General features: G+C 70.9%; 13 protein-coding genes and 1 tRNA gene. 5 read left to right on the top strand and 9 right to left on the bottom strand.

The window, feature by feature from the left end:
* Positions 1 to 3 precede the first annotated feature (3 nt).
* The 6 genes from AC5P09_RS49270 to ehuB all read right to left on the bottom strand — a co-directional run bounded on the left by AC5P09_RS49270 (position 4) and on the right by ehuB (position 4,208).
* Positions 4 to 77 (bottom strand) — tRNA-Lys (locus AC5P09_RS49270).
* 87 nt (positions 78 to 164) lie between these two features.
* Positions 165 to 923 (bottom strand): IclR family transcriptional regulator, encoded by a 759-nt coding sequence (locus tag AC5P09_RS49265; protein ID WP_493880203.1) that lies wholly within the window; start codon positions 921 to 923, stop codon positions 165 to 167.
* A gap of 214 nt (positions 924 to 1,137) precedes the next feature.
* Positions 1,138 to 1,914: an ectoine/hydroxyectoine ABC transporter ATP-binding protein EhuA gene (ehuA, locus tag AC5P09_RS49260; protein WP_493880204.1), complete on the bottom strand. Its 777-nt coding sequence runs from the start codon at positions 1,912 to 1,914 to the stop codon at positions 1,138 to 1,140.
* Positions 1,915 to 1,924: 10 nt separating this feature from the next.
* Positions 1,925 to 2,575, bottom strand: a complete 651-nt coding sequence (ehuD, locus tag AC5P09_RS49255; RefSeq protein WP_493880202.1) for an ectoine/hydroxyectoine ABC transporter permease subunit EhuD — start codon at positions 2,573 to 2,575, stop codon at positions 1,925 to 1,927.
* A complete protein-coding gene (gene ehuC, locus AC5P09_RS49250; RefSeq protein WP_493880201.1) occupies positions 2,575 to 3,294 on the bottom strand; it encodes an ectoine/hydroxyectoine ABC transporter permease subunit EhuC in 720 nt (239 codons plus the stop codon). Before ehuC ends, ehuD begins: the two co-directional genes overlap by 1 nt.
* On the bottom strand, positions 3,291 to 4,208 hold the full coding sequence (ehuB, locus tag AC5P09_RS49245; protein WP_493880200.1) for an ectoine/hydroxyectoine ABC transporter substrate-binding protein EhuB: 918 nt from the start codon (positions 4,206 to 4,208) through the stop codon (positions 3,291 to 3,293). The genes ehuC and ehuB overlap by 4 nt, the downstream gene beginning before the upstream one ends.
* A gap of 97 nt (positions 4,209 to 4,305) precedes the next feature.
* Between ehuB and AC5P09_RS49240 the strand changes: the two genes are divergently transcribed.
* Positions 4,306 to 4,800 carry a DUF3830 family protein gene (locus AC5P09_RS49240; RefSeq protein WP_266439141.1) on the top strand — a complete coding sequence of 165 codons (495 nt, stop codon included), beginning with the start codon at positions 4,306 to 4,308 and terminating at the stop codon, positions 4,798 to 4,800.
* A 357-nt stretch (positions 4,801 to 5,157) separates the two neighbouring features.
* Here AC5P09_RS49240 and AC5P09_RS49235 read toward each other — a convergent pair whose 3' ends face one another.
* Complete coding sequence (locus AC5P09_RS49235) at positions 5,158 to 6,570, bottom strand: amidase (protein ID WP_493880199.1); 1,413 nt, start codon at positions 6,568 to 6,570, stop codon at positions 5,158 to 5,160.
* A gap of 21 nt (positions 6,571 to 6,591) precedes the next feature.
* A complete protein-coding gene (locus tag AC5P09_RS49230) occupies positions 6,592 to 7,551 on the bottom strand; it encodes a D-2-hydroxyacid dehydrogenase (RefSeq protein WP_493880198.1) in 960 nt (319 codons plus the stop codon).
* 187 nt (positions 7,552 to 7,738) lie between these two features.
* Between AC5P09_RS49230 and AC5P09_RS49225 the strand changes: the two genes are divergently transcribed.
* The 3 genes from AC5P09_RS49225 to AC5P09_RS49215 all read left to right on the top strand — a co-directional run bounded on the left by AC5P09_RS49225 (position 7,739) and on the right by AC5P09_RS49215 (position 10,716).
* The gene (locus AC5P09_RS49225) at positions 7,739 to 8,584 is read left to right on the top strand and encodes a maleate cis-trans isomerase family protein (protein WP_493880197.1); all 846 of its coding nucleotides are present in this window, start codon (positions 7,739 to 7,741) and stop codon (positions 8,582 to 8,584) included.
* Positions 8,581 to 9,312 (top strand): maleate cis-trans isomerase family protein, encoded by a 732-nt coding sequence (locus tag AC5P09_RS49220; protein ID WP_493880196.1) that lies wholly within the window; start codon positions 8,581 to 8,583, stop codon positions 9,310 to 9,312. The genes AC5P09_RS49225 and AC5P09_RS49220 overlap by 4 nt, the downstream gene beginning before the upstream one ends.
* Before the next feature lie 309 nt (positions 9,313 to 9,621).
* A complete protein-coding gene (locus tag AC5P09_RS49215) occupies positions 9,622 to 10,716 on the top strand; it encodes an LLM class flavin-dependent oxidoreductase (protein WP_493880195.1) in 1,095 nt (364 codons plus the stop codon).
* On the opposite strand, the gene AC5P09_RS49210 is transcribed toward AC5P09_RS49215, so the two are convergent.
* Positions 10,702 to 12,525 carry a putative bifunctional diguanylate cyclase/phosphodiesterase gene (locus AC5P09_RS49210; protein WP_493880194.1) on the bottom strand — a complete coding sequence of 608 codons (1,824 nt, stop codon included), beginning with the start codon at positions 12,523 to 12,525 and terminating at the stop codon, positions 10,702 to 10,704. The genes AC5P09_RS49215 and AC5P09_RS49210 overlap by 15 nt on opposite strands.
* A gap of 311 nt (positions 12,526 to 12,836) precedes the next feature.
* Between AC5P09_RS49210 and AC5P09_RS49205 the strand changes: the two genes are divergently transcribed.
* The gene (locus AC5P09_RS49205) at positions 12,837 to 14,099 is read left to right on the top strand and encodes a M6 family metalloprotease domain-containing protein (protein ID WP_493880193.1); all 1,263 of its coding nucleotides are present in this window, start codon (positions 12,837 to 12,839) and stop codon (positions 14,097 to 14,099) included.
* The last annotated feature ends 201 nt before the right edge of the window (positions 14,100 to 14,300 follow it).

Below are 14,300 nucleotides of genomic sequence, written 5' to 3'. Positions count from 1 at the left end.
CTGTGCGCCGCCAGGGACTCGAACCCCGGACCCGCTGATTAAGAGTCAGCTGCTCTAACCAACTGAGCTAGCGGCGCATGACTCCCGCCGACCGCTCTTCGCGGCCGACGACACAGAAAATACTACCTGGTCCGCGGGGGTGCTTCCGACCAATTGCCGGCGGTCTAGATCGCCAGGGACAGCAGTACCGGAGCCGCTCCCCGGTTCAGTTTGTCCGCGGCCTGGCGGAGCCGGTGGGCGTGCTCGACCGGCAGGGACAGGGCCAGGCAGCCGACCGAGGAGCCGGCCGTGATCGGGACGGCCGCGCAGACCGTGCCGACGGCGTACTCCTGGAGGTCGAGGTGGGGCACCGTGGGCGGCTGGGTCTCCAGGCGGGAGAGCAGCAGCTTGTCGCTGGTGATGGTGCGCGAGGTGAGACGGGCCATCTTGTGGCGGGAGAGGTGGTCCCGGCGGCCGTTGTGGTCGAGCTGGCCGAGCAGGCTCTTGCCGAGCGCGGTGGCGTGGGCGGAGTAGCGGAAGTCGACCCACTCGTTGACCGAGGGGGTGGCGGGGCCGTCGGCGTACTGGGCGATGGTGACCTCGCCGTCCACGTACCGGCTGATGTAGACGGCGGCGCCGATCGAGTCGCGCAGCCGGTCGAGGGTGCCCTGGATCCTTTCGCGCAGGGCCTGTTCGCGTTCGTGGGCGGAGCCGAGGCGCCTGAGGGCGGCCCCGGTGACGTACGCCCCGTCGGCGACCTGTTCGACGTAGCCCTCGCGGCGCAGCATCCTGAGGAGCGTGGTCAGTCGCTCCGGGTTGAGGCCGGTCAGGCGGGCGAGACGGGTGTCGGTGACTCCGGTGGTGTGTCGCGCCACGGTCTCCAGGACGCGCAGGGCGTCCTGGGCCGAGTGGTACGGCGCGGTCGGCTCGTGCATCAGCGCCACGGTTTTCCCCCTGCGCTCACTCTTACAACTGGGCCGTAATCCGGACAGCGAATCCCTTCCACGATAACGGGCAAGAGGCTTGTAGTGAGCGGTTGTTGACGAGATTACGTAGGTATCGCAGCCCTCTCAACAGGGGGACTGGCACTCTGGCATATGCCAAAGTCATGACCCGTCCCCGGGACCTCGGGTGTTGAACTACGTTCACCTCTTGTAGTCACAGGACCGCGCTGAGAAATTCCCGCGTCCGGTCGTGCTCCGGCTCGCTGAAGATCTTCTCCGGCGCTCCCGACTCGATGACCCGGCCGGAGTCGAACATCAGGACCTGGTCGGAGATGTCCCGGGCGAAGCTCATCTCGTGGGTCACACAGAGCATCGTGATGTCGGTGGTGCGGGCGATGTTCCGCAGCACGTCCAGAACGCCCGCGACCAGCTCCGGGTCCAGCGCGGACGTCACCTCGTCGAGCAGCAGCACCTGCGGCCGCATCGCCAGCGCCCGGGCGATCGCCACCCGCTGCTGCTGGCCGCCGGACAGCTGGCTCGGGCGGGCGTCGGCCTTGTCGGCGAGGCCCACCAGGTCGAGCAGGTCGCGGGCGCGCTCCTCCGCCTCGTCCTTGGACATCCCGAGGACGGTGACGGGCGCCTCGGTGATGTTCCGCAGAGCCGTCATGTTCGGGAACAGGTTGAACTGCTGGAACACCATCCCGATCTTCTTGCGGACCTCGCGGACCTGCTTCTCGGGCGCCGGGAAGAGCTGCTGCCCGTCGACGGTGATCGTGCCCTCGTCGGGCTTCGTCAGCGTCATCAGCAGCCGCAGGATCGTGGTCTTGCCGGAACCCGACGGCCCGATCAGGGTGACGTGCTTGCCCGCTTGGACGGAGAAGTCGAGGTGGTCCAGGACGGTGTTGTCCCCGAACCGCTTGGTGACCTGCTCCAGACGGATCAGCTCGCTGCCGTCCACCGGCGGGTTGGCGTTGGCGTCGGGCTCTTTCATCAGGGGGGCGTCAGTGGACAAGACGTCGCTCCAGTGCTCGCAGGAGAAGGGAGGCCAGATAGGAAATGAGGATGAAGGCCACGCCGATCACGGTCAGCGGCTCGGTGAACTGGAAGTGCTCCTGGGAGTAGAGCCGCGCCTGGCTGAGCATCTCCAGCACGCTGATCACCATCAGCATCGGCGTGTCCTTGAGCATCGCGATGACGTAGTTGCCGAGCGCCGGCACGACGCGGCGGATCGCCTGCGGCAGGATCACCACCCGCCAGGTCCGGGCCATCGGCAGGTTCAGCGCCGTGGCCGCCTCCCACTGGCCGGGCGGCACGGCCTCGATGCCGGCGCGGTAGACCTGCATCGTGTACGTCGAGTAGTGCAGCCCGATCCCGATCACGCCGGTGGCCAGCGCCGACAGGGTCACGCCCCACTCCGGCAGCACGTAGTAGAGGAAGAACAGCTGGACCAGCAGCGGGGTGTTGCGCACGAACTCCGTGACCACACCGACCGGCCAGCGCACCCAGCGCGACGGCGTGCGCATCAGCAGCGCCCACACCAGGCCCAGTACGAAGGAGATGACCGATCCCAGCGCCAGCGCCTGCAGGGTGACCAGCAGGCCGTCCCAGAACTGCGGCATGAAGTCGCTCACGGCGCTCCAGTTCCACTTCATCAGGAACCACCCCCGACCACGCCGACCCCGGTACCGACGGGCCCGGGCTCCGCGACGACCTTGCGCGTGGGCGTCTTGCCGACGCCCGCCTTCAACTTCTTCTCCAGCCCACGCATCACACGGGTGAGCAGGAAGGCGATCACGAAATAGATCACCAGCAGATACGAGTAGATCTCCGCGCTCTCCTGCAAGGCGAGGCGCACCAGATTGCCGCTGAAGGCCAGGTCACCCATGCCCATCACCGACACCAGGGCGGTGCCCTTGAGCAGTTCGATCAGCAGGTTGGAGAACGGCGGGATCATCTCCGGCACCGCCTGCGGCAGCATGATCAGCCGCATCCGCTGCCAGGGCGTGAAGCTGAGCGCGATCCCGCCCTCCTGCTGCGCCGGGTCGACGGCCTTCAGGGCGCCGCGCACGATCTCCGAGCCGTACGCCCCGTAGGTCAGCCCCAGCGCGAGCGTGCCCGCCCACATCGGGACCAGCTGCCAGCCGAAGGCGATCGGCAGCACGAAGAACACCCAGAAGATCATGACCAGCGCGGAGGTCCCGCGGAACACCTCGGTGTAGAGGCCCGCGAGGAAGCGGACGATCCACAGCCGGTGGGTGCGGGCGACGCCGGCGACGAAGGCCACGGCCGCGGCGAGCAGCGAGCTGAAGACGAGGAGCTGGACGGTGGTCCATATCCCCTTGAGTACGAGTTCCCAGAGTCCCGAGGTCATCCGCCTGTCCCTCCGCCGCACAGCTCCTTCGCGGTCAGCTCGGTCATCTCGGTCCGGGAGAAGCCGAAGGGGCGGAGGATCCGGAAGACCTCGCCGCTCTTCTTCAGCTTGTGCAGCTCCGCGTTGAAGGCGTCCCGCAGCTTGGTCTCGGTCGGCCGGAACGCGAAGGCACCCCCGGCGAGCTGTGGCTTGCCGTCGACGATCGGGGTGAAGGCCTTGGTCGCCTCCGTCTTCGCGGAGGTCCGCACGACCAGGCGCGAGGTGACCGCGGTGGCGGTGAAGAAGTCGACCCGCCCCGCCTCGACGGCGTTCAGCCCGGCGACCTGGTCCGGGACGATGAGGATGTCGCCGCGCCGGTACCCGGCCTCGATGGCGTGCTCGATCTGGGCGTAGCCGGTCCCGGTGGCGATCCGCGCCTTCTTCGCGAACGCGTCCTTGTAGTCGCGCAGGCCCATCGGATTGCCCTTGCGCACGACGAACGCGTCGGGCATCTGGTAGTCGGGGTCCGCGAAGATGACCTGCTCGCAGCGTTCGGGGGTGACGTACATCCCGGCGGCCACGACATCGAACTGCTGCGAGTTCAGGCCGGGGATGAGCGAGCCGAACTCGGTCGGCACGGGTTGCACCTTGTCGACCCCGAGCCGTTTGAAGATCGCCCGCGCGAGCTCGGGCGCCTCGCCGGTCAACTCGCCGTTCGTGTCGATGTACCCGAAGGGGATCTCACCGGCTATCCCCAGCCGTACGACACCGGCTGCCTTCAGCCGGTCGAGGAGTTCACCGCCCTCCGTGCTCGACGCGGTGGCCACGCGTGAGCACCCGGCGGCGCCCAGCGCGCCGACCGCCGCTACCCCCGCGAGCAGCGACCGGCGGGTGGGCCCGGACGTGTGTGTGCCATGTTCCAGTGGTGGAGCCATGGCGGCGCGGCTACCCGAGAGCATGCGACTTATGCAGGTCAGTTTCGGCCCCGATCTTCAACGAGGCGCTCTTGACCGGCGGGGGACCATGGAACGCATGGCTGACCGCTACATCGAAGTCTCGCTGGTCAAGCGCGGTATCACCGCCACGGCAAAGCTCCTCGACGACCGCGCGCCGATCACCTGCGCGGCCGTCTGGGACGCCCTGCCGCTGGCCGGCGACGTCTACCACGCGAAATACGCACGCAACGAGATCTACGCCCTTTTCCCGCCTTTCGCCCAATCAGAGCCACCTCTGGAAAACCCGACAGTCACCCCCATCCCCGGCGATCTCTGCTATTTCTCCTTCGCCGGAGCGGAACTGGGCACGCAGTCCTACGGCTACGACCGCGAGGTGCGCCCCGGCACGACGGTCGTCGACCTGGCCCTCTTCTACGAACGCAACAACCTGCTGCTCAACGGAGACGTGGGATGGGTACCGGGCATCGTCTGGGGCCAGATCGTGGAGGGCCTGGACGAACTGGCCCAGGGGTGCAACGACCTGTGGCGGGCCGGGGCGCTGGGGGAGTCGCTCAGCTTCCGGAGGGCGTGAGGGGCAGGGCCGGGTCGGTTCGCATCTCGTGAGTGACGAATGCCGTGGTGGAGGGAGTGACGGGGTCGGCCGGCAGGCCGTTCTTCGCCAGGGCGAAGGCGAAGCGGTGGTCCGGGCGGCCCGTCCGACTGATCCGACGGCCCCCGCGTGACCGAACTCCCGGCCGCCGGGGCCGCCGACGCCGTAGCCCAGGACGTAGCCCGGCCGGTGCCGCGATCGGTTGCCCGGTCCGGGCGTCCACGACCAGCTCGCCGTCACGACAGGCCGCGACCTGCGGGCCGACCTCTTGCCCCTCGCCGACCAGCCGCTCGGGCGCTGCCCGGATCCGGGTCTGGGTCCGTCCCGCCCCGATCGTGATCAGCCGAGTTGACCGGGAGCTGTGGCGACCCCGGCCTCGTACAGCGTGTGCGCTGCCCGCAGTACCAGGTCGTCCCGGTGCCGGGCCGCCACCAGTTGCAGGCCCACCGGCAGCCCGTCGCCGTCCGTGCCCACCGGTACGGTCGCCGCCGGCTGCTGGGTCAGGTTGAAGGGGTAGGTGAAGGGCGTCCAGCCCGTCCAGCGGCGGTGGCCCGAGCCCTTCGGAACCTCGACGCCCGCCTCGAAGGCCGTGATCGGGAGGGTGGGGGTGACCAGGAGGTCGTAGGAGTCGTGGAAGTGGCCCATGCGGCGGCCGAGTTCCATACGGACGTCGACCGCGGCCAGGTAGTCGAGGGCGGTGAGGCGGGCGCCCTGGGCGCAGATCTCCTGGAGGCCGGGGTCGAGCAGCTCCCGCTGGTGCGGGCCGAGAGGCTGGGTCACCCGGGCCGCGCCGCTGAACCACAGGGTGTGGAAGGCGTCCACCGGGTCGGTGAAGTCGGGGTCGGCTTCCGTGACGTACGCGCCGAGTTCCGCGAGGCGTTCCACCGCCCGCCGGACCGCCGCCGCGACCGCCGGCTGGACGGCGACCTGGCCGCCGAGGGAGGGGGAGTACGCGACGCGCAGGCCACGCACCCCGCCCGCGAGGCCCGCCGCGAAGGAGCCGGGCGGCGGGGCGAGGGCCGACCAGTCGCGGGAGTCCGGGGTGCCGATGACGTCGAGGAGCAGCGCCGCGTCCGCCGCGTCGCGGGTCATGGGGCCCACGTGGGCGAGGGTGCCGAAGGCGCTCGCGGGGTAGAGCGGGACGCGGCCGTACGTCGGCTTCAGCGCGAAGATCCCGCAGAAGGCCGCCGGGATACGGACGCTGCCGCCGCCGTCCGTGCCGAGGGCCAGCGGTCCCGCGCCCAGCGCCACGGCCGCCGCCGCGCCGCCGCTGGAGCCGCCCGCGGTGCGGGTCGGGTCGTGCGGGTTGCGGGTGACGCCGGACTGGGGCGAGTCCGTCACGCCCTTCCAGCCGAACTCGGGGGTCGTGGTCTTGCCGAGGAAGACCACGCCGTGCTCGCGCAGACGGGCGACGGATGGCGCGTCCTCGTCCCAGCGGCCCTGCTCGGAGATGGTTTTGGAGCCCTTGAGGGTCGGCGCGCCGCGCAGCAGCAGGATGTCCTTCACCGTGACCGGCACGCCGTCCAGCAGACCGGCCGGCTCGCCGCGCCGCCACCGGTCGGCCGACGCCGCCGCCTGCGCGAGAGCCTCGTCCGCGGTCAGCCGTACGAACGCGTTCACCTCCGGCTGGATCCGTTCGGCCCGTGCCAGGGTCGCGCGGGTCACGTCGACGGGGCTGAACTCGCCCTTGCGGTAACCGTGGAGGAGTTGTACGGCAGTCAGTCCGGTGAGATCGAGGTCCTGCTCCGTCATGCGCTCTCCAGCCGTGGGAGTTCAGCGTCCGGGGACGTAGCCCCGCTTCTTGTCGACCACGTTCGTCAGTGGTCTGCCCGCCTCCCAGCGCTCGTACAACTCGACGAACTGCGCGCCGAGTTCGTCGCGCCAGCCGACCGTGTCGCCGCTCATGTGCGGGGACACGATCAGGTTCGGGACCTGCCACAACGGACTGTCCGGGGTGAGGGGTTCGTGCTCGAAGACGTCCAGGGCCGCGCCCGCGATCCACCGCTTGGCCAGCGCCTCGGCGAGCGCGTCCTCGACGACCAGCTGCCCCCGGCCCACGTTGACGAACCGCGCGGAGGGCTGCATCACGCCGAAACGGCGGGCGTCGAACATGCCGTACGTCTGCTCCGTGAGCGGCGCCGCCGCGATCACCCAGTCGGCGCGGGCCATCAGCCGGTCCAGCTCCTCGGGGCCGTGGACACCGGTACGCGGGGTGCGCCCGACGAGCGCCGTGGTGATGCCGAGCGCCTTGAGGGTGGCGACGATCGCCCGCCCTATGGGCCCGGACCCGACGACGCACGCGCGCGTGCCGGCGACCCGCTGCGACTCGCGGTGCCGCCAGGTCCGCTCCCGCTGGAGGTCCCACGTCCGGGGCAGGTCCTTGGCCATCGCCAGGACCAGCGCGGCGACGTACTCGGCGATCGGCTGGTCGAAGACACCCCGGGCGTTGGTCACCACGGTGTCGGAGACGGCCAGTTCCGGACACATCAGGTGGTCCACGCCCGCACTCGCCGTGTGCACCCAGCGCGGCCGCGGCCCCTCGCCCGGCCAGGCCGAGCGCACCGCGTGCGAGGCGAAGTCCCAGACCAGCAGGACGTCGGCCAACGGCAGCCGCTCGGCCAGCGTCGACGCGTCCGCGTGCTCGATCCGGGCCCGGCCGGTCAGCCCGCCGAGGCGGGGGAGCGGGTCGGCGTCGAGGACCAGGAGGGTCGGAGGGGATTCGGAAGCGGTCATTCGGCGAGCCGTTTCTCGGACGGTCACGCCCGTCCGACATGGGCGGACATGAGGGGTTGACCGGGGCGTGACCTGGGCGTCACGAGGGCGGATTGACCACGCTCGCACCCGAACCTACCTTCGTCAACACGGGCATGTGGCACGGTCCGTTCCCCTACCGCTTCCCACAGTGAGGCCGGTGTCTGCCATGGACGTCACTTTTCTCGGTGGTCCCCGCCCCCAGCGCGGCGTCGGTGTCGTCGCTCCCTTCGACTTCGCCCTCGACCGCGAACTGTGGCGCTGGGTGCCCGACGAGGTGTCCCTCCATCTGACCCGCACGCCGTACGTGCCCGTCGAGGTCAGCCTCGACCTGGCCCGGCTGGTCAGCGAGCACGAGACCCTGCACGACGCGGTACGCACCCTCACCGCCATCGCCCCCGAGGTCGTCGCCTACGCCTGCACCTCCGGCAGCTTCGTCGGCGGGATCGCCGGGGAACGCGCGATGCGCTGTGCGATGACGCAGGCGGGCGGCCTGCCCTCGGTGACGACGTCCGGCGCGCTGCTGGAGGCGCTGGCCGAACTCGACGTACAGCGGGTGGCGCTGGTGACGCCCTACACGGTGTCCGTCACCCAGGCCCTCGAGGAGTACGTGGCGGAGGCGGGGGTCGCCGTCACCGGGTGCGCGTACATGGGCCTGACCAGGCACATCTGGAAGGTGCCGTACCGGGACGTGGCGGAGATGGCGCGCCGGGCGGTGGACGGCGGCGCCGAGGCGCTGTTCATCAGCTGCACCAACCTGCCGACGTACGACGTGATCCCCCAACTGGAGGCGGAGCTGCGCATCCCGGTGATCTCGGCCAACCAGGTCACGATGTGGGCGGCGCTGCGCCGACTGGGTACCCGAGCCGTGGGACCGTACCAGGCGCTGATCGATCCGGCGGCGCGGCAGTCCGGTCCCGTACTGCCCGAGGTGCCGGCCCTGCCGGAAGCGCAGGCACTGCCGGACGTACCGGGACTGCCGGACGAAGAACAGCAGCAGGAAGGGTGGACATGACAGCACTGGGGTTCCTCTATCCGGGCCACTCGGCCGAGGACGACTACCCGCGCATCGAACAGCTGCTGGGCAGCGACGTCCGGCTGGACCTGGTGCACACCGACATCGGCGAGGACGCCCACCGGGTCGACGCCCTGCTCGAGATGGGCTCGGCGGGGCGGCTCGCGGCCGGCGTCGAGGAACTGCGCATGGCGGGCGCCGAGTCGGTGGTCTGGGCGTGCACCAGCGGCAGCTTCGTGTACGGCTGGGAGGGCGCCCACGAACAGGTCCGCACCCTTGCCCTCACGGTGGGCATGCCGGCCTCCTCCACGTCCTTCGCCTTCGTGCACGCGGCCCGGGAGATCGGGGCGAAGCGGGTCGCGGTCGGCGCGACCTACCCCGACGACGTGGCCGATCTGTTCGCGGAGTTCCTGCGGGCGGCGGGCATCGAGGTCGTCGGGGTCCGCCCGTCCGGGATCATCACGGCGGCGGAGGTCGGCACGTGGGGTGAGGCGGAGGTGTTCGCGCTGGCCCGCGAGGCGGACGACGTGTCGGCGGACGCCCTGCTGCTCCCCGACACGGCGCTGCACACCGCGGCCCACATCCCGTCCCTGGAGAAGGAACTCGGCAAGCCGGTACTGACGGCGAACCAGGTCACGGTATGGGAGGCGCTGCGACTGACGGACCGGCGCGTGAACGCACCGGCGCTGGGTGCGCTGTTCACGAGGGAACCCATCGTGCAGGCCTGACTCCGCCCCGTCCCAGGGGGCTCCGCCCCCTGGACCCCCGACCTACGCCCCTCGCCCCGATGGCACACCTCTCGACCCACCGAGACGGGTGGTGGGTGGGCATAGGCCCGGGGTCTGGGGCGGAGCCCCAGGACGGTGCGCTCTGGGCCGACCGAGACGGGTGGTGGGTGGGCATAGGCCCGGGGGTCTGGGGGCGGAGCCCCCAGTACACGCCGCCCGCACCAACACCGGGCACCCGGGAATAAGCGGAGACTGCCTCCTGTTAACCCCCGGAGGACAGCGCACGGCCCACAACAGGAGGCACCCACCGTGACCGCAACGGCAGACGAGACCCGGGGAACACCGCACGGCACCGCCCCCGCCCCCCTCTCCGTACTGGACCTGGTCACCGTAGGCGCAGGCCGCACCGCCACCGACGCCCTCCGTACGAGCGTCGACATCGCCCGCCTCGCGGAGTCCCGCGGCTACCACCGCTACTGGGTGGCCGAACACCACTCCATGCCGGGCGTGGCGTCGAGTTCCCCCGCCGTGATCCTCGCCCACCTCGCCGCCCACACCACCCGCATCCGCCTCGGCTCGGGCGGCGTGATGCTCCCCAACCACGCCCCGCTGGTCATCGCGGAACAGTTCGGCACGCTGGAAGCCATGGCCCCCGGCCGCGTGGACCTCGGCCTCGGCCGAGCCCCCGGCACGGACGGCGCCACCGCCGCCGCCCTCCGCCGTACCGACCGTCTGAACGAAGGCGCCGACGACTTCCCCCAGCAACTCGCCGAGCTCGTCCGCTTCCTCGACGACGACTTCCCGGACGGCCACCCCTACCGCCGTATCCACGCCGTACCCGGCCCGATCCAGGCCACCTCACCCGGCGGCGTCCAGTCCCCGCACCGCCCGCCCGTCTGGCTGCTCGGCTCCTCCGGCTTCAGCGCCCGCCTGGCCGGCTCCCTCGGCCTGCCCTTCGCCTTCGCGCACCACTTCTCGGCGCAGAACACCGTCCCGGCCCTCGACCTGTACCGGGAGTCGTTCCGGCCCTCCGCCGTCCTCGACGAGCCGTACGCCCTCATCGGCGTCTCCGCCCTCGCCACCGACGACGAGAACGAGGCCCGCCGCCAGGTCCGCGCCGCCGCCCTCAACATGGTCCGCCTGCGCACCGGCCGACCCGGCCTCGTCCCCAGCCCGGAAGAGGCCGAGGCGTACCCGTTCAGCCCGATGGAGCAGGAGTTCGTCGACTCCTGGAACGCCAACGTCATCCACGGCACGGCGGACGAGGTCCGCTCCGGCCTCGACGACCTCCACAAGCGCACCGGCGCCGACGAGCTGATGATCACGTCCCACGCGCATGCCGGAGACCTGCGCCTGCGCTCGTACGAACTGATCGCGGACGCGTACGGACTACCGAACGACTAGGCCCAACAATCCGGAGATACGATCCGGCGGCACCGGCCGCGAGTACAGCCACCCCTGGCCGGTGTCGCACCCGATCCGCCGCAGCCGGGCCGCCTGCGCCGACGTCTCCACGCACTCCGCGGTGACGGTCAGGCCGAGCCGGTGGGCCAGCTGGATCATCGCCTCGACGACGACCTCGTCGGCCGGGTTCGGCGGGACGCCTTCACCCTCGTACTGGAAGCCCCGTACGAAGGACCCGTCCAGTTTCAGCACGGACACCGGCAGTCGGCTCAGGTAGGCGAGGTTCGAGTAGCCGGTGCCGAAGTCGTCGATCGCGATGCCCACGCCCATGTCGCTGAGCGCCTGGAGGGCCTGCAGCGGGCGTCCCGCCGAGCCCATCACCGCCGACTCCGTGAGCTCGAGCTGCAACAGCTGCGGCTCCAGGCCCGTCTCCGTCAGGATCTCCGCCACATCCGCGACCAGATCCGAGTCCCAGACCTGACGCACCGCCACGTTCACGCTGACGAAGATCGGCGGCTCGTCGGGATGGTCCAGCTGCCACCGCCGGGCCTGCCGGCAGGCCGTGGCCAGGACCCAGCGGCCGAGCTGCACGATCGAGCCGTCCTCCTCGGCCAGTCCGATGAACCGATTCGGCGTCAGCATTCCGAACTGCGGATGATTCCAGCGGACCAGGGCCTCGACGCCCCGCAGCCGGCCGTCCTCCATGCACACCAGCGGCTGGTACTCCAGCACGAACTCGTCGCGCTCGATGGCCGGGCGGAGCGTCGAGGCGAGGGCCTGGCGGGTCATGCGGTGGGCGTTGCGCTCCGGGTCGAAGAGGGTCCAGCGGGCCTTGCCGTCGGCCTTCGCCCAGTACAGCGTGGTGTCGGCGGCCTGCATCAGACCGGTCGCGCTGGTCCCCGCCGCCTGCCGTTCCACCACGCCGATCGAGGCCGACACCGACATCCGCTGCCCCGAGAGGTCGAAGGGGGCCTGGACCGCCTCCAGTACGGCCTCGGCGAGATCGGCGAGCTGCTCGGTGCCGGTGGAGTCCTCGACGAGCAGGGCGAACTCGTCACCGCCGAGCCGCGCGACCAGCGGCGCGCTCGCCCGGCCGTAGCCCGCCTCGTCGGCGCAGCGCGTGAGGCGTTCGGCGACGGCGGCCAGCAGCCGGTCGCCGACCCGGTGGCCGAGCGTGTCGTTGACGGCCTTGAAGCCGTCCAGGTCGAGGTAGCACAGCCCGATCCGGCCGGTGCCGCTCTGCTCGTACGACTCCGCCTCCAGCGCGGCCGAAAGACGTTCGAAGAACAGGGCGCGGTTGGGCAGCCGGGTCACCGGGTCGTGCATCTGCAAGTGCCGCAGCCGCGCCTGGAGTTCACGCCGGGCGCTGATGTCGGCGACCGACAGCAGGATCCCGGGCTCGTTCTCCGCGAGAGGAGCGACGGTGACCTGCACCCACAGGGAGTTCCCGTCGTGATGCTTGAGCCGGCGCGTGCAGCGCAGTTTCGCCTGGCGGCCGCGCAGCACCTCGCGGTACGCGTGCCAGGTGCGGGCGTCCGAGGCCAGGTCCACCAGGTCGGCGGCGACCCGGCCGGACAGCGACTCGGTGCCGCCGCCGAGCAGGGCGTCGAACGCGTCGTTGGCGCGGACGACCAGCCCCTCGCGGTCGACGACGGCCATCGCGAGCGGCGCGGACGTGAACACCGAACGGTAGGACACCGCATCGCAGGGCGGGGTCTCCCCACCGGGAGACGTGCGGACATCACTCTCTGTTACGGCTGACCCGTCGAGGTCTGCCGTGGCCGTCGGCCCTTCGGACGTTCCGCTCACCGCTTGCTCCCGCAGTGCACTCGATCGCTGTCCGCCAGGAAAGTGTGCCGATCATAGAGGCTGGCCCCAGGCCCTTCCAGCCAGTGTCCAGTGTCCCGGAAGGACAGGGCTTTCTGACAGATCGTTTCTGCACGCGTCTGGACGGGTCTTTCGGGCGCCTGACCAGTTGTGACGTTCCGTGAGCGATCCGGGGTGTCGATCCTGACCCTTCTTCGGCTCTCTCACTCATCTGGTGCAGGCAAACAGGGCGTAGTACGACAAACGGCAGCAATCTGGGTGCGGTGTCCCGTGAACCGCACCCGGAGGTCCCTGTGCCGCGTCCGTTCCCGCGCCCCCGACTGCGCAGTACCGCGGCCGTGTTCACCACGTTGTCGGCGCTCGCCGCGACCTCCCTAGTGACCGGCCCCTCGGTCGCCGAACCGTTCGCGGCGACCCCGTGCGCCCTTCAGCGCACCGAGGCCCACCACTCCGAGGGCCTGGACACCTGGAACGCCGCCTATCCGCGCCCGGCCCGCTCGCTGAACGCGGTGATGGTCTTCCTGTCCTTCCCGGACTCGGTCCCGCTGACCACCCCAGCCGAGCTGACCGCCGACCACTTCCCGGCCACCAGCCGCTTCTTCGAGCGCGCTTCCTACGGCAGGTTCACCCTGCGCCCGCACCCGCTCGGGCACTGGATCCGGATGCCGAAGCCCTCGACGGCGTACGCCATACAGCGCGACTGGAACGCCGCCCACCGCGCCGCCTATCTGCGCGACGCGCTGGCCGCCGCCGACGGGCAGGTCGACTTCTCGCGCTACGACATCGTGTACTTCGTCGCCGATCCGGACGCGCCCGGGGTGGACTCCGACGCGACGAAGGTCGTCAACCTCGACGCTCCGCTGCGGGCCGACGGCGCGGACATCCGGCGGGTCGTCACGGTGTTCGAGCAGCATCCGCCGGACCGGCTGGTCCTGGCCCACGAGACCGGGCACGTCTTCGACCTGCCGGACCTCTACCACCGCCCGGTGGACGGCAAGGGCGACTGGGACACCTATGTCGGGGACTGGGACCTGATGGGCAGCCAGTTCGCGCTGGCACCGGACCTGTTCGGCTGGCACAAGTGGAAGCTCGGCTGGCTGCGGCCCCGGCAGGTGGCGTGTGTGCAGGGCACCGGGCCGACCCGGCTGACACTGGAGCCGCTCGGCGCTGGCCCGGGCGTCCCCGTCGTGGGCGCCGCCGGTGCGCCGGCCTTCGGGGTCGGCCACGGCACCAAGCTCGCGGTCGTGCGCACCGGGGCCGACAGCGCGCTCGCCTTCGAGGCGCGCGGGCCGGTCGGCAACGACGCGGACGTGTGCCGGCCGGGCATCCTCGTCTACCGGGTGCGCAGCGGCGCCGCGTCCGGCGGCGGACCGGTCGAGGTGATCGACGCCCACCCGCACAGCGAGGCCTGCTGGGAGACCTCCGTCTACCCGCCCCTCGCGGACGCCCCGGTCGGCGTCGGCGAGAGCTTCACGGTGCCGGACGAGGACGTACGGCTGGAGGTGGAGGGGCGGACGGTGTCGGGGGCCTGGACGGTGAAGATCACGACCGGATAGGCGGAGCGCTTCTCTTGGGTGAGGTACGCGAAAGGCCCCCCGCTCGCGCGAGAGGCCTTTTCGTGTCTGTGCGCCGCCAGGGACTCGAACCCCGGACCCGCTGATGCTGTGTCTTCCCGGGGGGTGACCCCCGGACCCCCAGCCGCTTTCTGCGGGTCGGCGTGGTTCATTTCGCGCTGAAGGCCCCCCGCTTCCGCAGGA

This window comes from Streptomyces sp. a15, from assembly GCF_059026085.1.
The sequence above is the reverse complement of the archived record's forward strand: the minus strand, read 5'-3'. Positions and strand labels throughout refer to the sequence as shown.

Bases quoted from the DNA above. Each gene is read 5' to 3' on its own strand.
- ehuA (WP_493880204.1), bottom strand. From the start codon at position 1,914: ATGAAAGAGCCCGACGCCAACGCCAACCCGCCGGTGGACGGCAGCGAG.
- ehuD (WP_493880202.1), bottom strand. From the start codon at position 2,575: ATGAAGTGGAACTGGAGCGCCGTGAGCGACTTCATGCCGCAGTTCTGG.
- ehuC (WP_493880201.1), bottom strand. From the start codon at position 3,294: ATGACCTCGGGACTCTGGGAACTCGTACTCAAGGGGATATGGACCACC.
- ehuB (WP_493880200.1), bottom strand. From the start codon at position 4,208: ATGGCTCCACCACTGGAACATGGCACACACACGTCCGGGCCCACCCGC.
- AC5P09_RS49240 (WP_266439141.1), top strand. From the start codon at position 4,306: ATGGCTGACCGCTACATCGAAGTCTCGCTGGTCAAGCGCGGTATCACC.
- AC5P09_RS49235 (WP_493880199.1), bottom strand. From the start codon at position 6,570: ATGACGGAGCAGGACCTCGATCTCACCGGACTGACTGCCGTACAACTC.
- AC5P09_RS49230 (WP_493880198.1), bottom strand. From the start codon at position 7,551: ATGACCGCTTCCGAATCCCCTCCGACCCTCCTGGTCCTCGACGCCGAC.
- AC5P09_RS49225 (WP_493880197.1), top strand. From the start codon at position 7,739: ATGGACGTCACTTTTCTCGGTGGTCCCCGCCCCCAGCGCGGCGTCGGT.
- AC5P09_RS49220 (WP_493880196.1), top strand. From the start codon at position 8,581: ATGACAGCACTGGGGTTCCTCTATCCGGGCCACTCGGCCGAGGACGAC.